Annotated in this window: 18 protein-coding genes; 7 read left to right on the forward strand and 11 right to left on the reverse strand. The window is 67.4% G+C overall.

Features of this window, described 5'->3' with window-relative positions; genetic code table 11:
* Positions 1-46 precede the first annotated feature (46 nt).
* Genes dnaE through RCP80_RS13250 form a run of 3 tightly spaced genes read right to left on the reverse strand, consistent with a single transcriptional unit; the run spans position 47 to position 6,725 of the window.
* A complete protein-coding gene (gene dnaE, locus RCP80_RS13240) occupies positions 47-3,592 on the reverse strand; it encodes a DNA polymerase III subunit alpha (protein ID WP_308478103.1) in 3,546 nt (1,181 codons plus the stop codon).
* Between the two features lie 12 nt (positions 3,593-3,604).
* Entirely contained in the window at positions 3,605-5,164 is a 1,560-nt protein-coding gene (locus RCP80_RS13245) for a class I adenylate-forming enzyme family protein (RefSeq protein WP_308478104.1), read from the reverse strand.
* A gap of 28 nt (positions 5,165-5,192) precedes the next feature.
* Positions 5,193-6,725, reverse strand: a complete 1,533-nt coding sequence (locus RCP80_RS13250; RefSeq protein WP_308478105.1) for a flavin-containing monooxygenase — start codon at positions 6,723-6,725, stop codon at positions 5,193-5,195.
* Positions 6,726-6,833: 108 nt separating this feature from the next.
* Here RCP80_RS13250 and RCP80_RS13255 point away from each other — a divergent pair, with 108 nt between their 5' ends.
* From RCP80_RS13255 to RCP80_RS13265, 3 genes are read left to right on the forward strand one after another with little or no spacing between them, the layout of a single operon-like run.
* The gene (locus tag RCP80_RS13255) at positions 6,834-7,649 is read left to right on the forward strand and encodes an alpha/beta fold hydrolase (protein ID WP_308478106.1); all 816 of its coding nucleotides are present in this window, start codon (positions 6,834-6,836) and stop codon (positions 7,647-7,649) included.
* On the forward strand, positions 7,646-9,106 hold the full coding sequence (locus tag RCP80_RS13260) for an aldehyde dehydrogenase (RefSeq protein ID WP_308478107.1): 1,461 nt from the start codon (positions 7,646-7,648) through the stop codon (positions 9,104-9,106). The genes RCP80_RS13255 and RCP80_RS13260 overlap by 4 nt, the downstream gene beginning before the upstream one ends.
* Positions 9,107-9,120: 14 nt before the next feature.
* Positions 9,121-10,218 carry an NAD(P)-dependent alcohol dehydrogenase gene (locus tag RCP80_RS13265; RefSeq protein WP_308478108.1) on the forward strand — a complete coding sequence of 366 codons (1,098 nt, stop codon included), beginning with the start codon at positions 9,121-9,123 and terminating at the stop codon, positions 10,216-10,218.
* Between the two features lie 10 nt (positions 10,219-10,228).
* On the opposite strand, the gene RCP80_RS13270 is transcribed toward RCP80_RS13265, so the two are convergent.
* Genes RCP80_RS13270 through lspA form a run of 4 tightly spaced genes read right to left on the reverse strand, consistent with a single transcriptional unit; the run spans position 10,229 to position 13,330 of the window.
* Entirely contained in the window at positions 10,229-10,837 is a 609-nt protein-coding gene (locus RCP80_RS13270) for a SecDF P1 head subdomain-containing protein (RefSeq protein ID WP_308478109.1), read from the reverse strand.
* 56 nt (positions 10,838-10,893) lie between these two features.
* Positions 10,894-11,799, reverse strand: a complete 906-nt coding sequence (gene rarD / locus RCP80_RS13275) for an EamA family transporter RarD (RefSeq protein ID WP_308478110.1) — start codon at positions 11,797-11,799, stop codon at positions 10,894-10,896.
* Positions 11,796-12,707 carry an RluA family pseudouridine synthase gene (locus tag RCP80_RS13280; protein ID WP_308482831.1) on the reverse strand — a complete coding sequence of 304 codons (912 nt, stop codon included), beginning with the start codon at positions 12,705-12,707 and terminating at the stop codon, positions 11,796-11,798. Before RCP80_RS13280 ends, rarD begins: the two co-directional genes overlap by 4 nt.
* A 14-nt stretch (positions 12,708-12,721) precedes the next feature.
* Positions 12,722-13,330, reverse strand: coding sequence for a signal peptidase II (lspA, locus tag RCP80_RS13285; RefSeq protein WP_373693341.1), 609 nt, complete (start codon positions 13,328-13,330; stop codon positions 12,722-12,724).
* A 65-nt stretch (positions 13,331-13,395) separates the two neighbouring features.
* Between lspA and RCP80_RS13290 the strand changes: the two genes are divergently transcribed.
* Both RCP80_RS13290 and RCP80_RS13295 read left to right on the forward strand, forming a co-directional pair.
* The gene (locus tag RCP80_RS13290) at positions 13,396-14,319 is read left to right on the forward strand and encodes an asparaginase (RefSeq protein ID WP_308478111.1); all 924 of its coding nucleotides are present in this window, start codon (positions 13,396-13,398) and stop codon (positions 14,317-14,319) included.
* Positions 14,320-14,331: 12 nt separating this feature from the next.
* The gene (locus RCP80_RS13295) at positions 14,332-15,303 is read left to right on the forward strand and encodes an MsnO8 family LLM class oxidoreductase (protein ID WP_308482833.1); all 972 of its coding nucleotides are present in this window, start codon (positions 14,332-14,334) and stop codon (positions 15,301-15,303) included.
* 4 nt (positions 15,304-15,307) lie between these two features.
* Here RCP80_RS13295 and RCP80_RS13300 read toward each other — a convergent pair whose 3' ends face one another.
* The 3 genes from RCP80_RS13300 to RCP80_RS13310 are packed head-to-tail and all read right to left on the reverse strand — an operon-like array spanning position 15,308 to position 18,539.
* Positions 15,308-16,672, reverse strand: a complete 1,365-nt coding sequence (locus tag RCP80_RS13300; protein WP_308478112.1) for a DNA polymerase IV — start codon at positions 16,670-16,672, stop codon at positions 15,308-15,310.
* A gap of 44 nt (positions 16,673-16,716) precedes the next feature.
* A complete protein-coding gene (locus RCP80_RS13305; protein WP_308478113.1) occupies positions 16,717-16,848 on the reverse strand; it encodes a putative transporter small subunit in 132 nt (43 codons plus the stop codon).
* Positions 16,848-18,539: a sodium:solute symporter family protein gene (locus RCP80_RS13310; RefSeq protein ID WP_373693534.1), complete on the reverse strand. Its 1,692-nt coding sequence runs from the start codon at positions 18,537-18,539 to the stop codon at positions 16,848-16,850. Before RCP80_RS13310 ends, RCP80_RS13305 begins: the two co-directional genes overlap by 1 nt.
* Before the next feature lie 311 nt (positions 18,540-18,850).
* Here RCP80_RS13310 and RCP80_RS13315 point away from each other — a divergent pair, with 311 nt between their 5' ends.
* Together RCP80_RS13315 and RCP80_RS13320 are read left to right on the forward strand one after the other, a co-directional pair.
* Entirely contained in the window at positions 18,851-19,387 is a 537-nt protein-coding gene (locus RCP80_RS13315; protein ID WP_308478115.1) for a DUF2243 domain-containing protein, read from the forward strand.
* A gap of 10 nt (positions 19,388-19,397) precedes the next feature.
* Positions 19,398-19,622 carry an RNA-binding S4 domain-containing protein gene (locus tag RCP80_RS13320; RefSeq protein WP_308478116.1) on the forward strand — a complete coding sequence of 75 codons (225 nt, stop codon included), beginning with the start codon at positions 19,398-19,400 and terminating at the stop codon, positions 19,620-19,622.
* A 10-nt stretch (positions 19,623-19,632) separates the two neighbouring features.
* On the opposite strand, the gene ileS is transcribed toward RCP80_RS13320, so the two are convergent.
* Positions 19,633-22,803: an isoleucine--tRNA ligase gene (ileS, locus tag RCP80_RS13325; protein ID WP_308478117.1), complete on the reverse strand. Its 3,171-nt coding sequence runs from the start codon at positions 22,801-22,803 to the stop codon at positions 19,633-19,635.

Genomic DNA, 22,803 nt, shown 5'->3' on the forward strand with positions numbered 1-22,803 from the left:
TTGTCACCACGGCGGCACCCCGGCCAGTCCTACCGGTCCGCCGTGACTAGCCGCCGAGGCAGCCCGGGCCCAGCAGCGCCTTCAGATCCCCCATCAGCGCCGAGGACGGCGTCACCCGCAGCGACTGGTCCAACTCCAGCGTGGTGATGCGTTCCCCGCTGATCAACCGCAGATGCACCTGGGACGTGCCGGGGTGGCGCGCCAGCACCTGCTTGAGCGCGGACACCTTGTCCGTGGTGCATTGGCGGGTCGGCAGGCTGACCGCGAGCGGTCGGTCGGCCTGGGCGTTCGAGAAATCCGGGATCACCAGGTCGTGCGCGATCAACGCGCGCCGGTCATCACGCACCGAGACCTTGGCCTTGAGCAGCACGACGGTGTCGTCGGCGATGTCGGCGCCGTACACCGAGTAGGTCTGCGGGAAGAACAACACTTCGATGCCGCCGGTGAGATCCTCCAGTTGCGCCGAGGCCCAAGGCAATCCGTTCTTGTTCACCCGCCGGTTGACCGACGCCAGGATGCCGCCGACCTGGACGAACGCGTCGTGGCCGACATCACCGTCGAGGATCGCCGGGAGTTGGGTGTCGACCTGGCTGTTCAGCAGGTGGGCGATTCCGTCGAGCGGATGCCCCGAGACGTAGAGGCCCAGCATCTCGCGTTCCAGCGCCAGCTTGTGCTTGTCGTCCCACTCCTCGTCGGGGACCTTGATGGTGAACACCGGGTCGCTTCCGTCGGTGCCGTCTCCGTCCCCGCCGAACAGGTCGAACTGGCCCATGGCCTCGGCCTTCTTGGTGCCCAGCACGGAATCGACTGCGTCGGTGTGGATCAGGAACAACCCCTTGCGGGCATGCTTGAGCGAGTCGAAGGCACCTGCCTTGATCAGCGACTCCGTCACCTTCTTGTTGCAGACCGACACCTCGATCTTGTTCAGGTAGTCCGAGAAGTCGGTGAAATTCCCCTTCTGCTTGCGGGTTTCGATCAAGGACGACACGACGTTGGCGCCGACGTTGCGCACCGCGCCGAGCCCGAATCGGATGTCGGTGCCGACCGAGGTGAAGTGCAGACTCGATTCGTTGACATCCGGCGGCAGCACCGTGATGCCGAGCCGCCGGCAGTCGGCCAGATAGACCGCCGCCTTGTCCTTGTCGTCACCCACCGAGGTCAGCAGGCCCGCCATGTACTCCGAGGGGTAGTTGGCCTTGAGGTAGGCCGTCCAGTAGGAAACCAGGCCGTAGCCGGCGGCGTGCGACTTGTTGAACGCGTAGCCGGCGAACGGAAGAATGGTGTCCCACAACGCCTTGACGGCCTTCGCGGAGAACCCGTTGGCGGTCATGCCCTCGAGAAAGCCCTTGTACTCGGCCTCGAGCACCTCGAGCTTCTTCTTACCCATGGCCTTGCGGAGCGCATCGGCCTTACCCATGGAGTAGGAGGCGACCTTCTGCGCGATCAGCATGATCTGCTCTTGGTAGACGATCAGGCCGTAGGTCTCGGACAGGATCTCGCGCAGCGGATCTTCGAGTTCGGGGTGGATGGGTTTGACCTGCTGGCGACTGTTCTTGCGGTCGGCGTAGTCGTTGTGGGCATTCATGCCCATCGGGCCTGGGCGGTACAACGCCAGCACGGCCACGATGTCGTTGAACTCGGTGGGCTGCATGCGCCGAAGCAGGTCGCGCATCGGCCCACCGTCGAGCTGGAAGACGCCGAGAGTGTCACCGCGGGAAAGCAATTCGTAGGTCGCGGCGTCGTCGAACGGCAGCGTCTCCAGGTCCAGGTCGATGCCGCGGTTGGCCTTGATGTTCTCCAGGGCGTCGCCGATGATCGTCAGGTTCCGCAGGCCCAGGAAGTCCATCTTCAGTAGGCCGATGTCCTCACAGGACGGATAATCCCAGCCCGTGATGATGGCGCCGTCCTGCGGCCGCTTCCACAGCGGGATCGCGTCGATCAGCGGCTCGGAGCTCATGATCACCGCGCAGGCGTGCACGCCGGCGTTGCGCACCAGCCCCTCGAGGCCCCGCGCGGTTTCGTAGATGGTGCGCACATCGGGGTCGGTGTCGATCAGGCTCCGCACCTCGGCGGCTTCCTTGTACCGCTCATGGGTCGGATCGGTGATCCCGGACAGCGGGATGTCCTTGGCCATGATCGGCGGTGGCAGCGCCTTGGTGATCCGGTCGGCGATCGCGTAGCCCGGCTGGCCGTAGTTGACGCGAGCCGAATCCTTGAGCGCGGCTTTGGTTTTGATGGTGCCGAACGTGATGACCTGGGCGACGCGGTCGCTGCCCCATTTGTCGGCGGCGTAGCGCACCATCTCGCCGCGGCGACGGTCGTCGAAGTCGATGTCGATGTCGGGAGCCGACGGCCGCTCGGGGTTGAGGAACCGTTCGAACAGCAGACCGTGCGGGATCGGGTCGATGTTGGTGATGCCCAGCGCATAGGCCACCAACGAACCGGCGGCCGATCCGCGACCGGGACCGACCCGGATGTCGATGGAACGCGCGTAGTTGATCAGGTCCGCGACGATCAGGAAGTACGACGGGAAGCCCTTGCCGCAGATCACGTCGATCTCGAACTCGGCGCGGTCGGTGTACTCCTGGGCCACCCCGGCCGGGAAGCGGCGGCGCAGACCCGCGTGCACCTCATGGCGCAGCCAGGACCCCTGATCGTGGCCCTCGGGGACCGGGAAGATCGGCATCCGGTCCACCGGCGTCCACACCTCGTCGTACGGGGTGACCCGTTCGGCGATCAGCAGGGTCGAATCGCAGGCCTCGGGCACCTCGGAATCCCAGATCTGCCGCATCTCGGCGGCCGACTTCAGGTAGTAACCGTCACCGTCGAACTTGAACCGGTTGGGGTCCGACAGGGTTTTGCCGGTCTGGATGCACAGCAGCGCTTCGTGGTTGCGCGCGGCATCCTTGGTGACGTAGTGGCAGTCGTTGGTCGCCAGCGGCCGGATGTCGAGCTTGCGGCCGATCTCGAGCAGTCCGTCGCGGACCCGGCGCTCGATGGACAGGCCGTGGTCCATCAACTCCAGGAAGAAGTTGTCCGGTCCGAAGATCTCGCGCCACTTGGCGGCGGCCTCCAGGGCCTCCTGGTTGTGCCCGAGCCGCAGCCGGGTCTGCACCTCCCCGGACGGGCACCCGGTGGTGGCGATGATGCCCTCGGCGTGCTCGGCAATGATCTCGGCATCCATCCGCGGCCACTTGCCGAGCTGCCCCTCGAAGGAGGCCAGCGAGGACAGCTTGAACAGGTTGCGCAGCCCCCGGGCGTTCTCCGCGACCATCGTCATGTGCAGATACGCACCGCTGGCCGAGACGTCGTCGGACTTCTGGCTCGGGTCGCCCCAGGTGATGCGGCGGGTGTCGAACCGGGAGGCCGGGGCGATGTAGGCCTCGACGCCGATGATCGGCGTGATCCCGGCGGATTTGGCCTCGTTGTAGAACTGGCTCGCGCCGAACATGTTGCCGTGGTCGGTCATGCCGATCGCGGTCATCCCGAGCCGTTGCGCCTCGGCCAGCATCGGCTTGATCTTGGCGGCGCCGTCCAGCATCGAGTACTCGGTGTGGTTGTGCAGGTGAACGAAGCCATCCGAAGTGCCCATAGGCCCGTCAGTCTAGGACGTATCCCCGACGCGCTCGGGCGTGTCGGACTGCGTGTCCGCGCGGAGGTCGCGCAACGCGCGCCGCATCACCTTGCCCGACGACGTGGTGGGCAGCGCGTCGACGAAACTGAACAGCCGGGGCCGCTTGTAGGCGGCCAGCCGGGTGCCGGCGAAATCGGCGAGTTCCGCCTCGGTGACCGTGCTGCCCGGGGCCCGCACGACGTACGCGCAGGGCAGCTCACCCTTGACCGGATCGGGGACGGGTCCGGCGGCCACCAGGGCCACCCCGGGGTGTGCGGACAGCACCCGTTCGATCTCGGCCGGATAGATGTTGTAGCCGCCGGAGATGATCATGTCCTTGCGCCGATCCACGATGAAGACGTGTCCGGTGTCGGCCATGGTCGCGATGTCGCCGGTGTGTAACCAACCGTCGGGCTCGATGGTCTCGGCGGTCGCCGCCGGGTTGTCGTGGTATCCGAGCATCACGACCGGCCCGCGCACCATCAGCTCACCGGGTTCCCCGGCGGGCGCGTCGACGGCGCTGTTCTCGAGGTCCGCGATGCGGACCTGCACTCCGGGCAGCGCGACGCCGACCGATCCCGGCACGGCCGGCGCATGGACGGCGTGGGTGAGGCCGAGGCCGGCGATCTCGGTCATCCCCCACAGTTCGATCAGACGGACCCCCGAAACCGCCTCCCACTTCTCGAGGGTGGCGACCGGAAAGGTCTGCCCGCCCACGGTGCAACGGGTCAGCGAGGTGAGATCGGTCCCGGTGAGCGCGGGGTCGGCGAGCATCATCGCGTACATGGCCGGCACGCCCTCGAACATCGTGGCGCGATGTTGCTCGATCAGTCGCAACGCGGCCGCGGGTTCGAACCGCTGCATCAGCACCACGGTGCCGCCGGTGAGGAACGTGCTGTTGATCGCGACGTTGCCGTAGACGTGCGGGGCCGGCAGCGCGGTGACGACGATGTCCGCAGCGCTGCGGCCGTGCATCGTCGCGGTCAGTGCGCAGTTGGTCAGCACCGCCCGGTGGCTCTGGATCGCGCCCTTGGGGTGCCCGGTGGTGCCCGAGGTGTACCCGATGGTGCTCGGGTCGGTAGGCCCGGGCATCGCGACGTCGGGTCGGTCGGGGTGCGGCGTCAGCAGGGCCTCGAACGGTGTGGTTCCGGCCGGCGCCGCACCGAACGCGACGACCGCGCGGATGCCGGGCAGGTCGCGCGCCAGGTCGCGAATCCACTCCGCCTGCTCGCCACCGGCGAACACCGCCGTCGCCGCGCAGTCCCGCAGGACGTAGGCGAGTTCGTCGCGGGTGAGCATCACGTTGACCGGATTCACCACGGCGCCGGCCTTCAGCGCGCCGTGATAGGTGACGATCCACTCCCAGCGGTTCGTCGAGTACAGCGACACCGTCTGACCGGGTCGCACGCCGCGCTCGAGCAGACCGTGCGCGACGCCGTTGGCCGCCTCCTCGAGCTCGCGATAGGACAGCGTGCGCTCGGCGGTGATCAAAGCCGGTTTGTCGCCGAACTTTTCGGCTGCGTGGGTGAGAATATGCGCGGGACTGTGCACCAGGACTCCTCGTGGTGGGGCGGACAGATCAGAGGAACTGCGGGGCCCGCGGCAGCTCGCTCGCCGACCCCTCGGCGGTGGTCACGTCATAGGCGAGCGCATCGAAATGCCGCAGCCGCCCGGCGATTTCGCTGGTGTTGCCCGGCCACAGGGTGGGGTTGTATTTCGTCTCGTGCAGCAGCCAACTGGTGCAGCCACTGGTCCAGACGGTCCCGTCGAGCCGATCCGTCATCTCGGCACCGAATTCGTCCTGCGCATCGGCGCGGGCCTCGATCACGGCCAGTCCGTGCCGATCCATCTCCTGGACGGTGTTGACGAAGTGGTCGATGACCTGCTCGATGACGAACAGGATCGAGGTGAACACCGCGGTATTGGGCCCGACGACATAGAACAGGTTCGGGAATCCGTGCACGGCCCCGCCGAGATAGGACCGGGCGCCGTGTTCGCGCCAGTCGTGGTCGAGCGTCTTGCCCTCGCGTCCGACCACGCGGGCGGCGTCCACCCACTCGTAGGGCTTGAAGCCGGTGGCCAGCACCAGCGCGTCCACCGGGTGCTCCCGACCGTCGGCGGTGACGACGGCGTGCGGGCGGACCTCGCTGATCGGGTCGGTGACCAGTTCCACGTTCGCGCGCATGAACGTGCGCAGGTAGTCGCTGGACAGGATCGGTCGCTTGCAACCGAACCGATCCTGCGGGGTCAGCTTCGCCCTGATCTTCGCATCGGGCACCTGCATGCGCAGGAACAGGCGCAGCGCCGACTCGATGACCGCCAGGTCGCGGCCGGGATTGAGCAACGCCGGGAACAGCAGTTCGCGGGTCCAACGCTGCCGCCAACGACGCGCCCGCAACAGGCCCGGAACGTGCTTCATCAACAGCTTCTCCAGGCGCGAGACCCGCCAGTCGACGCGCGGCAGCACCCAGCCCGCCGACCGCTGGAAGACCGTCAGGTGCCCGACCTCGGGCGCGATCGCCGGAATCACCTGCGACGCCGTCGATCCGGTGCCGACCACGGCGACGCGCCGGCACCGCAGGTCGTAGTCGTGATCCCAGTCGGTGGTGTGAAACACCTTGCCCGCGAACGTGTCCAGGCCCGCGATCTCGGGCGTGGACACCCGGTTGAGGATGCCCACCGCCGGCACCAGGAACTGCGCCGAGATCGTGCCGTCGGAGGTCTCCACGAGCCAACGCCCGCGCTCGTCATCCCACCGCGCGGCCGCCATACCGCGTCCGTAGTACAGCCGTTCGGCGACCGCCGGCGTGGTGGCGAGTTCTTCCAGATAGGCCTGCAACTCGCCCTGCCGGGCGAAGTTGTGCGACCAGTCGTGCTTGGGCGCGAACGAGTAGGAGTAGTAGGCCGAGGCCACGTCCACCGCGCAGCCGGGATAGTCGTTGTCCCGCCAGGTCCCCCCGACCCGATCCGCGCGTTCTAGCACGACGAAGTCGTTGATACCCGCCTCGAGCAGCCGAAACGCCGCCCCGAGGCCGGCCATGCCGGCGCCGACGATGACGATGCGGGTTTCGTCGGGAAGTGTGGCGTTGCTCCGCGCGGTCTGCGTGCTCATGACCCGTCCGTTCTTGTTGTGATCCAACTAACGATGTGACATAGTGTTCGTTATAGTTGACGATATGTCAATTAGCTTCGGATCGGCGAACTTGAACAGGAGAAGTCCGTGAACACTTCCGGGCCTGACGCGTCCCCGATGGTCTTGATCCACGGATTCAGCGGCAGCTGGCGCCACTGGGTACCGATCGTCCCCACGCTCGAACAGCACCACCGCGTGTACGTCGCCCGGCTGGCCGGGCATGCCCGCGGGCCGCAGCTGCCCGAGGACGTCCCGGTGTCCGTGACCGCGCTGGCCGATCAGCTCGAGCGGGACCTCGACCGCGCCGGGATCACGCGGGCCCACCTGGTCGGCAACTCGCTGGGCGGCTGGCTCGCCCTCGAACTGGCCGCGCGCGGGCGCGCGCTGTCGGTGACCGCGCTGGCCCCGGCGCTGGGCTGGGAACCCGAGGGGCGGCACCTGCTACCGCTGCGGCTCAAGTTGCAGGTGGCCCGCAAGGTATTCGCCACGGTGGCCCCGTACGCCGAAGTCGTACTGCGCTCGCACCGGATCAGACACCTGCTGCTCAGCGCCGCGATGGCGCACAGCGACCGCATCTCGATCGTGGAGGCGGCCGCGTTTGTCCGCGACAACCTGCGCTGCGACCTATATTTCGAGTTGATGGAGCCGATCCTCACCACCAACCACGGCCTCGGCAGCATCGACTGCCCGGTGACCATCGCCTCCTGCGAAAAAGACGGCCTGATCCCCTACCAGCCCTACGGGCTCCGGTTCCCGAAGCTGGTCCCGCAGGCCGAATTCATCACCCTGCCCGATGTCGGTCACGTCCCGATGTTCGACGATCCCGACCTGGTGGCCCGCACCGTCCTCGAGTTCGCGGCCACCGTCGACACCCACCAACCAGTCACCAGGAGTAATCAATGACTTTCACCGAACGCAGCGGCTTCTGGATCGACGGTGCCTGGAGCACCCCGTCGGACCCGCAACGCATCGATGTCATCGACGCCAGCACCGGCGTGCCGGTGGCCACCGTCCCGCAGGCCGGCCAGGCCGATGTCGACGCCGCGGTCAGCGCCGCCCGACGCGCCTTCGACTCCACCGACTGGGCCACCCGCCGACCCGAAGCCCGCGCCCAGGCCATCCTGTCGCTCGCCGATGCGCTCGACAAGCGCGGCGAGGCCACCGCCCAAGCGGTCAGCACCCAAAACGGCATGCCGATCTCGATCGCCTCGGTCACCGAAGCCGTCGTTCCGGCGATGTTGCTGCGCTACTACGCCGAGTTGGCCCTCAACCAGCCGATCGAGGAACGTCGCGCCGGCCTCGGCGGCGGCACCACCGTGGTGCGCCGCGAACCCATCGGCGTGGTCGCCGCGATCGTGCCGTGGAACTTCCCGCAGACCCTGACCTTCTTCAAGCTCGCCCCACTGCTGGCCGCCGGCAACACCGTGGTCATCAAGCCGTCACCGGAAACCGTCCTGGATTCCCACCTGCTCGCCGAGGCCATCGCCGACTCCGACATCCCCGCCGGCGTGATCAACATCGTGCCCGGCGGCCGCGAAGCCGGCGCCTACCTGGTGGCCCACCCGCACGTGGACAAGGTCGCCTTCACCGGGTCCACCGCGGCCGGCCGCGCCATCGGCGAGGTCTGCGGCCGGCTCATCCGCCCCGTCACCCTGGAGTTGGGCGGCAAGTCGGCGTCCATCATCCTCGATGACGCCGACCTGCCCTCGCTGCTGCAGGAGTTCTTCGCCGCGACCCTGATGAACAACGGCCAAACCTGCTACCTCGGCACACGGGTACTGGCACCGCGGCAGCGCTACAGCGAAACCGTGGACCTGCTCACCGATTTCGCGCGCTCGCTGGCTGTGGGCAACGCCCTGGACCCGCACACCCAGATCGGCCCGCTGGCCACCGCCCGCCAACAGGAACGCGTGCAGAACTACATCAAACGCGGCGTCGCCGACGGCGCCCGGATCACCACCGGCGGCGGCCAACCCGCCGACGCCGGTTCCGGCTGGTTCGTCGAGCCGACCATCTTCGACAACGTCGAAAACTCCCACACCATCGCCCAGGAAGAAATCTTCGGACCGGTGCTGGCAGTCATCCCCTACACCGACGTCGACGAGGCCATCGCGATCGCCAATGATTCCGACTTCGGCCTCGGCGGCAGCGTCTGGACCGGCGACCAGGAACGCGGCCTCGACGTGGCGCGGCGGGTACGCACCGGAAGCATCGGCGTCAACAACTACGCCCTGGACTTCGGCGCCCCGTTCGGCGGTGTGAAGGCCAGCGGACTGGGCCGCGAACTCGGCCCCGAAGGACTCGCCTCCTACCAACAGATCAAGTCGATGTACCTGCCCGCCAACGGCACCGAGTCGTAAAGGACCGACACCCGATGAAGATCACCGCAGCCGTCCTGCGCGGCGAACAATCCCCTTACACCATCGAGGAACTCGAACTCGCCGAACCGGGACCGCAACAGATCCTGGTCCGCATCGTCGGCGCCGGGCACTGCCACACCGACGTTGTGCCGCGGGCCGCAATGGGTCTGGGCACGCCGCCCATCGTCTTGGGCCATGAGGGCGCCGGCGTCGTCGACGCCATCGGCGCCGCAGTCGATTCGGTGGCTGTCGGTGATCATGTGGTGCTGAGCTTCGACTCCTGCGGGCGGTGCCGCAACTGTCGCGAAGCGCATCCGGCCTACTGCGACACGTTCCTGGCCCGCAACCTCGGCGGGCCCGGCGTCGACGGTGCCGGCCCGCTCACCGACGGCGATGGAAATCCCGTCTCCGGGCGGTGGTTCGGTCAGTCGTCCTTCGCCACCCACACCGTGGTCGACGTCGACAACGCCGTCGTCGTCGACAAGGCGCTGCCGCTGGAGTTGCTCGGCCCGCTAGGCTGTGGCATCCAGACCGGCGCCGCCGCCGTGCTCGAGGCGCTGCGGGTGCCGGCCGGAGCGGGCATCGTCATCACCGGGACCGGTGCCGTCGGCCTGTCCGCGATCATGGCGGCCAAGGTCGCGGGCGCCGGGCCGATCATCGGCGTCGACCTGAACGCCGAACGGCTCGAACTCGCCCGCGAACTCGGCGCCACCCACACCATCGTCGCCGGTGGCGGGGATCTGACCGAGCAAATCGCGGAGATCGCGCCGGCCGGACTGCCCTTTGGCCTCGACACCACCGGGCTGCCCGCCGTCATCGCCGCCGCGCTCAACGCCTTGACCCAACGGGGCGTGCTGGGCCTGGTCGGTGTCCAGCAGGGCGATCTGGTGATCGACCCGATGGCGTTGACCGTGGGCCGTTCCCTGATGGGCATTCTCGAGGGCGATGCCGTCCCGCAGAACTTCATCCCCACCCTCATCGCGCTGTGGCAGGCCGGACGGTTCCCGTTCGACCGACTGATCGAGACTTTCGACCTGTCGGAGATCAACACCGTCGAGCAGCGCGCGCTTGCCGGCGAGATCATCAAGCCGGTGCTGCTGCCGGGCAAATAGGGCCCGCGGGTCAGGCCTCGTCGCGGAGCAGGCGGGCGATCTCCTCGGACTGCTCGGCGCTGAGTTCGCCGGACAGTTGCAGCGCGGTGCCGTCGATGCGTTCGCTGATCGCCGGCGCCGAGATCACCCGGCCGCCCCGGATGAACGCGACCTGCTTGCCCACCTGGCCGGCGGTGAAATCACCGAAGGTGCGCGCGGACTGCTCGGTCAGCAAAACCTGGACGAAGTGACCGCGGGTGATCGGCGACAGCAGCGAATCGGCTTGTGTGAGCTGCAGTTCCAGGGACTCGGGCCCCAGGGTGTACAACCCCGTCTCGGCGAGATCGCACAGCTGCTGGCTGCCGGTCATCGGTCCCTCCGGTACCGCCGGGCACTGCTCGGGGGTGGTGCCTTGGGCGCTGAGCACCGGGCGCACCACCAGCGGTTTGATCGACGGCGCCGGTGCGGCCGCGGTGCTACTCGGGTGGGTGGCCTGCGACGGGGCCTCGGGTTCCGGCTGCAGCAACGCCACCGCCATCGGCACCACCAACATGAACCCGAGCAGGGCCGTCATGCCCGCGATCCACCAATGCCGACGTCGCGGCCCATCGCGGCCCGTGAGATCCGTCAACGTCGTCATCCTCCCCGTAGCTTGCTCTGAGCATCTTGCCCCACGCGCCGGGCCGGCGGACGCGGTTACGGGTTCAGCACCGCCGGTGGGCGCCGATTCCGGTAGATCGCGTCGCCGGTGAAAACCGCCAAGGCAAGCCAGATCAGCATGAACCCGAGCCAGCGTGCCGGCGGCATCGGCTCGTTGCCGATGAATACGCCCCAGCTCAGTTGCATCACCGGTGTCAGGTACATCAGCAGCCCGAGGCTGACCATCGGCAGCCGCCGCGCGGCGACGGCGAACAGCAGCAACGGGATCGCCGTCACCGGTCCGGAGGCGATCATCGACACGGTATGCCAGGGGCCGTTGGACAGGAATGCCTGCTGGCCGGCCGCGACCCCCACCAGGATGTAGACCAGCGCGAACGGGGACGCCAGCGCGGCCTCGACGCCGACGCTGACCCGCGGATCCGTCGGCACCACCTTCTTCACCAGCCCGTAGAACGCGAAGGACAACGCCAGTCCCAGCGAAATCCAGGGCGGGGCCCCGAGTTCCACCGCGAGGATGAGAACCGCGAGCACCGCGACCAGCAACGCGAACAGCTGCGCGCGGTTCAGCGATTCCCGAAAGATCAGCACCCCCAGGGCGACGCTGACCAGCGGGTTGATGAAGTATCCCAGGGCCGCGTCGACAACGTGCCCGTTGTTCACCGCGTAGATGTAGATCACCCAGTTCGCCGCGATCAACCCGGAGGCCGCGGCCAGCAGCAGCCATACCCGACCGGTCATCCGCCGCAGATCGCCGAGGCGACGCAGCGCGGCGACGACGATCACCATCAGCAGCGCCATCCAGACGATGCGGTGCGCCAGGATCTCGGCGGCCCCCGCCGGTTTCAGCAGCGGGAAGAACCCGGGAAACAATCCCCAGGCACCGTAGGCGCCGACCCCGAAGAGCAGTCCGCTGGAGCCGGCGCCGCGCTTGAACGGATTCACTCGTGGTCGCGGAGTACGTCCAGGGCGTGCTGCAGATCGGCCGGATACGGGCTGGTGATCTCAATCCGGCGGCCGTCGGCGGGATGCGCAAAGGCCAGCGACCTGGCGTGCAACCACTGGCGTTGCAGCCCAAGCCGTTTGGCCAGTGTCGGGTCCGCACCGTAGGTGAGGTCGCCGCAGCAGGGATGGTGCAGGGCCGCGAAGTGCACCCGGATCTGATGCGTGCGGCCGGTTTCCAGATGCACATCGAGCAGGCTGGCCGCGACGAAGGCCTCCACCGTGTCGTAATGGGTGACGCTGTCCCGACCGTTCTCGGTGACCGCGAATTTCCAGTCATGGCCCCGGTGTCGGCCGATCGGTGCGTCGATGGTGCCGCTGGACGGATCCGGATGGCCCTGCACCAGCGCGTGATACCGCTTGTCGACGGTGCGTTGCTTGAAGGCGCGCTTGAGCAGGGTGTAGGCGCGCTCCGAGAGCGCCACCACCATCACGCCGGAGGTGCCGACGTCGAGGCGCTGCACGATGCCCTGACGCTCGTGGATACCGGAGGTGCTGATCCGGAATCCCGCCGCCGCCAGACCACCGAGCACGGTGGGACCGTGCCAGCCGACGGTGGCATGGGCGGCAACGCCCGGCGGTTTGTCCACGGCGACGATGTCGTCGTCGGAGTACAGGATCGTCATGCCCTCGATGTGCTCGGGGGTGTTCTCCACCGGCGCGGGCGCCGCGGGCAACGTGACCTCGAGCCACGCTCCGGCGGCCAGTCGGTCCGATTTTCCGGCCGGGGCGCCGTCGAGTGCCACCCCGCCCTCCTCGGCCAACGCCGCGGCGGCGGTACGCGACAACCCCAGCAGCCGGGCCAACCCGGCGTCGACCCGCATTCCGGCCAGTCCCTCCGGGACCGGCATCGACCGATCGGTCGTCACTGCGCGGTGTCGTTCTTGCGCCGTCCATTGGTGTCGAAGTCGAAACCGAACAACGACAGCGCCACCAACAGGATCGCGCCACCGACCACGGCCGGATCGGCGACATTGAACACCGGCCACCAGCCGATCGAGAGGAAGTCGACGACATGGCCCCGCAGCGGGCCCGGCGACCGGAAGAACCGGTCGACGAGGTTGCCCAGCGCGCCGCCCAGGATCAGACCGAGCCCCACCGCCCACCAGGGGGACACCAGTCGGCGGCCCATCCACACGATGCCGATCACCACGCCGGTCGCAACCAAGGTCAGCACCCAGGTGTAACCGGTGGCCATCGAGAACGCCGCGCCGGAGTTGCGCACCAGCGTCCAGGTCACGGTGTCGCCGATGATCGACACCGGTTGGCCGGGGGTCAGCAGTCTGACCGCGAGCACCTTGGTGACGACGTCGAGCAGCAGAATCACGGCGGCCACCGCGAGCAGCAGCCGGAGACGGCCCCTGGGCGCCGCCGCAGCCTCGGCCGCCGGGGCGACGTCGGCGTCGGCGGCCTCGTTGGCGCCGACGATGTCAGCGGCCGCCGGTTCCGCTGAACCGGCCGTTTCGTCAATCACGCCCCCTATCATCCCCTAGAAAGTTGCGGACACCGGACACCCCACCGCTGGGGCATGATCGACCCATGTCGCATCTGAGCGTCCTCACCACCGGCGGAACCATCGCGACCAGCGCCGATGCCGAGGGGATCAAGCGCCCACAGCGCACCGGCGCACAGTTGCTGTCGGGTATCGAGGCACCTTCGGCGGTGGCGATCACCGAGCTGATGGCGCTGGACAGCTCCGCATTGGTGCCCGCGGACTGGGACGTCATCCGCGCGGGGATCGACCTGGCCGTGAATGACGGCGCCACCGGTGTCGTCGTGACGCACGGCACCGACACCCTCGAGGAGACCGCGCTGTGGTGTGAACTGACCTACCGCGCGGCGACGCCGATCGTGTTCACCGGTGCGATGCAAAGCGCCGATTCGCCCGAGGCCGACGGCCCGGACAACCTGCGGGCGGCGCTCGACCTCGCGGCCCGGCCGCAGGCGCGCGGGCAGGGCGTGCTCATCAGCTTTGCCGGGCAGGTGTTGGCGCCGTTGGGGTTGTACAAGGCGGCCGGCCCGGGTTGGGCCGGGTTCCTCGGAACCGATGTCGCACGACTGGACAAGACGACTGCGCAGCGTCCTTACCTGGGGTCTTTGACCGCGGCCGCGGCACCCCGGGTCGACATCGTCGCCGACTACCCGGGCGCCGACACCGCGGCGCTGGACGGATGTGTCGCGGCCGGCGCGCGAGCGATCGTGCTGGAGGCGCTGGGTTCGGGCAACGCCGGCACCGCGATGATCGACGGGGTCCGGCGACACTGCCGCGACGGTGTCACGGTGGCGGTGTCCACCCGGGTGGCCGGTGGTTCCGTCAGCCCGGGTTACGGCCCGGGCGCGGCGCTGGTGGCGGCCGGTGCGGTGGTGGTCCCCCGGCTGCGTCCGCCCCAGGCGCGGGTGCTGATGATGGCGGCGCTGGCGGCCGGTGCCCCCGTCGCCGACGTGCTGGCCCGCTGGGGCTGAGCGCACATGCAGATTGCCTTGTCTTTGCTGGATCGGTCGCGCACCCGCGACGGTGCCCCCGACGCGGCCACGCTTCGGCAGACCCTGGACCGGGCCGAACGCGCCGAAGCCGTCGGATACCACCGCTTCTGGGTCGCCGAACATCACGCCGTGCCGGGCGTCGCGTGCGGTGCCCCGGCCGTCCTGATCCAGGCGATCGCCGGCCGGACGAACCGCATCAGGGTCGGATCCGGCGGGGTGATGCTGCCGAATCACCAGCCCATCGTCGTCGCCGAGCAGTTCGCGATGCTCGAAGCCCTGCACCCGGGTCGCATCGATCTCGGTGTCGGCCGCTCTCTCGGATTCACCGCCCCGATCCGCGCGGCCCTACGCACCGAGCACGCCGACGTCGACGAATTCGCCGCCGACGTCGCCGAACTGCGTGGATACCTGCGCGGCGAGACTGCGGTGACCATCCGTCCACAGGTCTGGCCACCGCCGCCGATCTTCGTCCTGGGCACCGGCCACGGTCTGCAACTCGCCGCCCGGCTGGGCCTGCCCGTCGTGGCCGGCGGCCCGCTGCTGTGGCGCGGGACCGAACCGTTCCAGCGATACCGGGCCGACTTCCAGCCGGCCACCGACGACGCTGAGCCCTATCTGGCGGTGAGCCTCGACATCCTGGTCGCCGACACCGAGACCGAAGCCGCCGAGCTGCTGTTGCCGGAGGCCTGGGCAATGGCGGTCAGCCGTGAGACAGGGTCATTCCCACCGCTTTCCAGCGTCGAGGCGATTCGTCGGCAACCGATGTCCGAACGCCGTCGCCGCGTGGTGGTCGAGGCGAGGCGGACGGCAATCGTCGGCACCGAAGATCAGGTCGCCGAAAGCGTCGAGGAGTTGATCGACACCACCGGGGCCGACGAGGTCATCAGCTCCGCGTCCACCTTCGACACCGCGGCGTTGTACGACTCCGACGCGCGGCTGGCACGGCTCTTCGGCCTGGGTTGAGCGGCTACGGCGTGTCCTGGTCGTCGGCCATTGCGCGAAAGTAGTCCTCCCAGTCCAGGCTGTCGAGGGGATTGGCCCGCACGATATCGGGGCTGTCGATCGGGAAGGTCCGGGCCGGACCCACTCCGCTGCAACGGGTTTCAAACCGAACCGTCATCACGCCGTGTCCGGCGCCCTGCAGCCAACCGTGGCCCAGTTCGGGGTGGGCGACGTCATCCCCGATCCGCCACCCGCCGGCGTCGGGTTCGGGCATGGCGACCGGCTGGGCGGTGGCGCCGAGTTCGACCTCCTGCTGTTCCAACTCGGGGAACAACGACTCCTGACGCACATCGGACAGGCCCGAAAAGCCCACCCCCAGCAGGCGAATCGGACCCACCTCGACGGGGTCCAGCAGCAGCCGCCGGGCGGTGGCGGTCAACGTCGCCACCTCGGTGGTCGCATACGGCAGCGTGGCCGAGCGGGTCAGGGTGCTCATGTCGGACTTCTTGAGCTTCACCGTGATCGTGCGGGCTCCCCGGCCGTCGCGCAGCAGCCGACGGTGCGCGTGTTCGGCGATCGGTCCGGTGGCCTCCCGCAGCTGTTCCAGCGTGGTGAGGTCGGCCGCGAACGTCGATTCGGCGCTGATCTGCTTGGCCTCGGCACGCTCGGCCACCGGACGGTCGTCGATCCCCTGCGCCAACCGGTGCAGCGCCGGCCCGATCGTGGCGCCCAGGATGCTGGCCACCTCGGCGGGGTCCAGGGCAGCGAGTTCGCCGACCGTCTCGATGCCCAGGCGGTGCAGCTTCTCCTCGGCGACCGGCCCGATCCCCCACAGCTTGCGCACCGGCAGGCCGTCCAGCAGGACGCGCTCCTCGTCGCGGTGTACCACCCGCACCCCGTCGGGTTTGGCCAGCCCGGAGGCGATCTTGGCGACCTGTTTGCCCGAGCCGGCCCCCACCGAGGCCACCAGGCCGGTCTCCGCACGCACGCGGCGCCGCAGCGCCTCGCAGAACCGGGCGGCCTCGTCGGCCCCCGCGCCGACCAGGCCGTCGGGCTCGGCGAAGGCCTCGTCGAACGAAAGCTGTTCCAGCACCGGCACCACCGCGCGCACGGTGTCGAACACTCGCCTGCTGGCCACGCCGTACACCGAGCCACGGGGCGGCAACACCACCGCCGCCGCGCCCACCCGGCGGCGGGCCTGATGCATCGGCATCGCCGAGTGGGCGCCGAAGACCCTGGCCTCGTAGCTCGCCCCGGCCACCACCCCACGCCCGCCGAGGCCGCCGACCAGCACCGGGCGGCCGCGCAGCGTCGGTCGGGTCAGCTGCTCGACGGAGGCGAAGAACGCATCCATGTCGAGGTGCAACACCCAGCGGGCCGACCGATCCACGCACCGATGCTAGGTCGCCCCGGGTTCGTCGTCGGACCCGGTGATCAGATCAGGTCTTCGCCGGAGCGGCGAGCCTCCAACCACTCCTTGCTGAAACCGGTCACCAACACGCCCAGCACAACGGCGACAATCACCGGCCACACCAACACATACACCGTCAACGCAATCGTGCTCATCACTGGTTTCCTCTCGCCGTTGAGACCGACACGAACTGCTCATCGCTTCCGTCCGTCTGCCGGTCCGCTGCTTCCGTATCGAAGTCACCCGTCCGTTGTTTGATGACGGCGAAGTCGAAGTTCATCTTCGATCGCACCGACATGGCGAAACACACCACGGCGCTTACCGCGTAGGCAACCAACGAGCCACTGAGGGTGGCGTAGTTGTGCAGGAATCCGATGACGAACGGTGCCGAAGTCACCATCGCGATGACACCTACGGTCACGGCCGGGCGGAGCCCGAAGAATCCGAACACCATCAACCCGAGAACGATGCCGATACCGACGACGTTGAGGACATCTACGACGTAGCCCACACCACCGTCGAGCGGAATCCACCCGAAACGCACTGGCAGGAAGCATGCCAACGCCACCAGTACCGAGGTGGTGAACGCCCTGTTGGTGACCTTCTTCCAGTAGAAGCTCGCAATCACCGGGAAGACCAGAGCACCCCACAGCGCACCCACGAAAACCAGCAGGTCGAGAATGCTCAGTTGCAAACTTGCGAACGAGATCGCCAACGCGGTCGCCAAGACCATGGTCAGCCGACCGATCAGCAGCATGGTCCGAGGGTTCGCCTCCTTTTTGCCGGCGATGTTCTGGCCATAGCCGTCAGCCATCGCGATCGACGACAGTGCGGCGAGATCGGAGTCCGCCGTCGACGACAGCGCCGCGATCACCATGATGAAGAACAACACCAACAGTATCGTCGGCAGATAATTCGAAGCCATCTGCGGAATTATGTTGTTGACATCGCCATCGAGGGGTTCGATGCCGAGATACAGCGCGAGGACGCCGAGCATGCCGATGCCGATTACGGTGGCACCGTAACCGACCGTCGCCGTGATGAATGTCGGCTTGATCAGGCTTTCTTTGACCGCAAAAAGTCGTTGCGCAATGGTTTGGTTCCCTATCGCATATGCCAACACCGCCGCAATATAGGGAGCGCCCTGATTCAGGAACGCGTCACTGGAGAAGAAGTTGGACTGCTGTGCGGTGAGATTTGCGGCCCCGGCTTCAAACGCCGCCGGAAAATCGGCCGCAATAAAGATCACCGGGACGATGATGACCACCGCGCCCAGCATGGCCACCACCTGGACGAAGTCGGTGAGCACGGACGCCCGGAACCCCGACCACAGCGAATACAGCAGCACGCCCAACGCCACGGTGAATACACCCTGAATGAAGTTCAACGGCGACAACAGGGCGATGAGGACGCCACCGGCGAGGAAGTTCGACATCAAGCTGATGATCGACCCGACCACGTTTGAGCCTGCCAGCATGAGCTGACTGGAGCGGCCGTGGCGGGCGAACATCACTTCGGCGAGGGTGTGCGCTTTGGGCGCCACCGCCCGTATCCGCCGACCGAACGGGTAGATGAAAAGGATCATCAACGCGCCCCACAGCCCGTAGTGGATGGGCCCGGAGATGCCGTAGGTGTATCCGGAAGTGGCGGAGGCATACATTGATGCCGCCCAAATCCAGGTCGCGGTCATACTGGCCGCTGAAATGCCAAAGCCAAGATTGTTGCCGGCGGTCATATAACCATCGGCATTTTCTCGCTTTTTCCCGATCCGGACGGAGATCCCAAAAGTTCCGCCGTAAAAAAGTATCAGCAACAGTAGGACCGTCGGAATGCTGAACTGCATCATCTCTGACTTACTCACGCGCTACCTCAGTCTTAGTCTTCATTGCAATATGGACGCTATCGACCAGACGATCAAAACCTTTCAAGTAAATTGGCACACCGAAAACCGGACCGTGCCGCAACCTTGCGAACTATATCAACGCGCAGAATTGTGACGTACGACACGCTCGCAGGGCGGGGTCGGATGGCGCTTGAGACAATTTATTTAGGGCCAAATCTGCCATTCACTAATTCACACAAAGCGTCGCCGACGCGCAATTTCGGCGGGTGTACCGATCGGTTTCCACCAGCAGCGGCCCGGGTATCCCGGCCGGCATGGCCGTTTCCACCCACCGCGACCACCCCACCGCGGGAAAGAAGCCCAGCATCGCGCCGACGCTTCTGCTCGGCCTCGGCCTGGGCGGCTTCATCGACGGCATCGTCCTGCACGAGATTCTCCAATGGCACCACATGGTCAGTCACGTGGCGGACTATCCGGTGGACACGCTCGCCGGACTCGAGGTCAACGTGCTTGCAGACGGCTTCTTCCACGTCGGAACCTGGCTGCTGGTCTGGGCGGGCACCACCCTGACCATCGTGGCCTGGCGGCAGGGCCGGATCGCACCGAACTGGTCGTTTCAATCCGGTCTGTTGCTGATGGGTTGGGGAATCTTCAACCTCCTAGAGGGACTGGTCGACCATCACCTGCTCCAGATCCATCACGTGCGCGACGATCTGGGCGCCCCGCCGGTGTGGGACATCGGATTTCTGGTGTTCGGGGCGCTGTTGGTGACCGTCGGCTGGGTGTTCTACCGACGGGGCAGTCGGGCGCTGGACCTGCAGGCGCGTCCCACGCGACCATTCCGCGGCTAGCCTGTCCTCCATGAGCCAGGAGGTACACGAGGTGTCCATCCGCGATGACACCATTCGGCTGGGCCAGTTCCTCAAACTGGCGGGCCTGATCGACAGCGGGGCCGACGCGAAATCGGTGATCGCCGACGGCCGGGTCACCGTCAACGGTGAGGTTGAGCAGCGCCGCGGAAGGCAGCTCAGGGTCGGCGACACGGTGGCCAGCGCCGGCCAGTCGGCCAGGGTGGCCGGGCCATGACGTGGCGGTGTCAGACCTTCACAACCGACACCCGCACCCCGTCGCCGATCTCGGTGCCCCCGGACAGGTGGTCCTGAGTCACCACCTCGAAACTGGTGGCCAAGACCTCCCCCGCGATCAGGTCGCGGTGGGTGCGCAGCCACTGCTCCTGCGCGGGGCTGTCGGGCGGCACCGCGATTGTCACCGCAATGCGGTCGGACACCTCGAGTCCGGTCGACTTGCGCAGGTCCTGCAGTTCCCGGATCCGGTCCTTGGCCCAGCCCTCGGCCTCCAGCTCGGGCGTCACCGCGGCGTCGAGCACCACCAGCCCGGCGCCCTCGGGCAGCGCCGCAGTGGAATCCGGTTCGGCCGCAACCAGTTTGGAGCTGTACTCCGCGGGTAGCAGCGTGGCCGGTCCCGCGGTCAGGGTGCCGTCGGCATTGACCACTCCGGCGCCGGACTTGACCGCCTTGATCGCGGCCTGCACGTCCTTGCCGATGCGCGGACCCGCTACCCGGGCATTGACGGTCAATTCGAAGCGGCCGTAAGTGGCGATGTCGTCGGTCAGTTCCACGGCCTTGACGTTCAACTCGTCGGCGATCAGGTCGACGAACGGACGCAGCTGGTCGGGATCCGCCACCGCAACAGTCAGTTTCGGCAACGGTAGCCGCACCCGCAGCATCTTCGCCTTGCGCAGCGACGAGCCCAACGAGCAGACGTCGCGCACCTGGTCCATGGCCGCCACCAGCGCCGCGTCCGTGGGCAGGTTGGCCTCGGGCCAATCGGTCAGATGGACCGAACGCTCGCCGGTCAGCCCGCGCCAGATTCGCTCGGTGGCCAACGGCAGCAGCGGCGCCGCCAACCGCGCAGTCACCTCGAGCACGGTGTGCAAGGTGTCGATCGCATCGCGGTCCTCGTCCCAGAACCGGTTGCGGGAGCGCCGCACATACCAATTCGTCAGCGCCTCGGTGAACGAGCGCAACTGGTCGCACGCCCCGGAGATGTCGCAGCCGTCCAGGGCCACCGTGAGGTCGTCGCGCAGCACGGCCAGTTTGGCCAGGATGTAGCGGTCGAGCACATGCGGCGAATCGGTGCGCCACTGGCCGATCTTCGGTGCGTACAGCGCCAGGAAGCTGTAGGCGTTGGACAGCGGCAGCAACACCTGTCGCACGCCCTCGCGGATCCCCTGTTCGGTGACCACCAGGTTGCCGCCGCGCAGGATCGGCGAGGCCATCAGGAACCACCGCATGGCATCGGAACCGTCGCGGTCGAACACCTCGGTGACATCCGGGTAGTTGCGCAGCGATTTGCTCATCTTCTGGCCGTCGTTGCCCAGCACGATGCCGTGACTGACACACGTCTTGAACGCCGGCTTGTCGAACAGCGCGGTCGCCAGCACATGCAGGGTGTAGAACCAGCCGCGCGTCTGGCCGATGTATTCGACGATGAAATCGCCTGGGAAATGCGGCTCTTCGCCGTCGCCCCCGTCGAACCAGCTGCGGTTCTCGAACGGGTAGTGCACCTGGGCGTACGGCATGGACCCCGAGTCGAACCAGACGTCGAAGACATCCTCGATCCGGCGCATGGTCGAGCGGCCGGTCGGATCGTCGGGGTTGGGCCGGGTCAACTCGTCGATGTAGGGCCGGTGCAGATTGTCCGGCCGCACCCCGAAATCGCGTTCGAGTTCGTCGAGACTGCCGTAGACATCGATCCGGGGATACTCCGGGTCATCCGAGGTCCACACCGGAATCGGGGTGCCCCAGTAGCGGTTTCGGGAAATCGACCAGTCCCGGGCGCCCTGCAACCACTTGCCGAACTGACCGTCCTTGACGTGTTCCGGGTACCAGGTGATCTGCTGGTTGAGTTCGACCATGCGGTCGCGGAACTCGGTCACCTTCACGAACCACGAGGACACCGCACGGTAGATCAGCGGATTGCGGCACCGCCAGCAGTGCGGATACGAGTGTTCATAGGTCTCGTGCCGCAGCAGCACCGGCCCGTTGACCGCGGCGGATCCCGTGCCGTCCTTCAGGTCCCGGATGATCTGCGGGTTGGCATCGAAGACCTGCATGCCCTGATAGTCCGGAACGGTCGCGTCGAAGCGGCCCTTGGAGTCCACCGGGATGGCCGGGACGATGCCCACGGTGTCGGTGGCGGCCTTGTCGTCCTCGCCGTACGCCGGGGCCAGGTGGACGATGCCGGTGCCGTCCGCGGTGGTGACATAGTCCCCGCGAAGTACCTGAAAAGCATTGTGCGCCTTGTCGGTGTCGACAAAGTACGGGAACGGGGGCAGATAGCGCAGGCCGATCAGGTCCGCCCCCGTGTGAGCGGCGAGGAGTTGCGGTTCCTCGCCCAACTCGCGGGCGTAGGCGGCCAACCGCGCCCGGGCCAACAGGTAGCGGTTGCCGTCGGGGCCGGCCACCTCCACGTAGTCCACCTCAGGGTGGACGGCCACGGCCTGGTTGGACGGCAGGGTCCACGGCGTGGTGGTCCAGATCAACAGGTGCGCGCCTGCCAAGGGCCCCTCGGCCACCCGGAAGCCCACGGTGATCGCCGGGTCCTGCCGACTCTGGTACACGTCGTCGTCCATGCGGAGTTCGTGGCTGGAAAGCGGGGTCTCGTCGTTCCAGCAGTACGGCAGGACACGGAATCCCTCATAGGCCAGACCCTTGTCCCACAACTGCTTGAATGCCCACAGCACCGACTCCATGAAGGTCGGGTCCAGCGTCTTGTAGTCGTTGTCGAAGTCCACCCAGCGGGCCTGGCGGGTGACGTATTCGCGCCACTCGTCGGTGTACTTGAGCACCGAGTCGCGGCAGGCATCGTTGAACTTCTCGATGCCCATCTCCTCGATCTGGGCCTTGTCGGTGATGCCCAGCTGTCGCTGTACCTCGAGTTCGGCGGGCAGGCCATGGGTGTCCCAGCCGAACCGGCGTTCCACCTTGTAGCCGCGCATGGTGCGGTAGCGCGGGACGATGTCCTTGACGTAGCCCGTCAGCAGGTGCCCGTAGTGGGGCAGTCCGTTGGCAAATGGCGGGCCGTCGTAGAACACATACTCCGGCGCGCCCTCGCGACGGGCGATGGAGGCCCGGAACGTGTCGTCGGCGTCCCAGTACCCGAGCACCTCGGTCTCCAACTCCGGAAAGTTGGGGGTGCCGGTAGCGAACTTGGGATAAGCGTTGGGGCTCGCACTCTCGGCCAC

This window comes from Mycolicibacterium sp. MU0053, assembly GCF_963378095.1.
GTDB classification, from domain to species: Bacteria; Actinomycetota; Actinomycetes; order Mycobacteriales; family Mycobacteriaceae; genus Mycobacterium; species Mycobacterium burgundiense.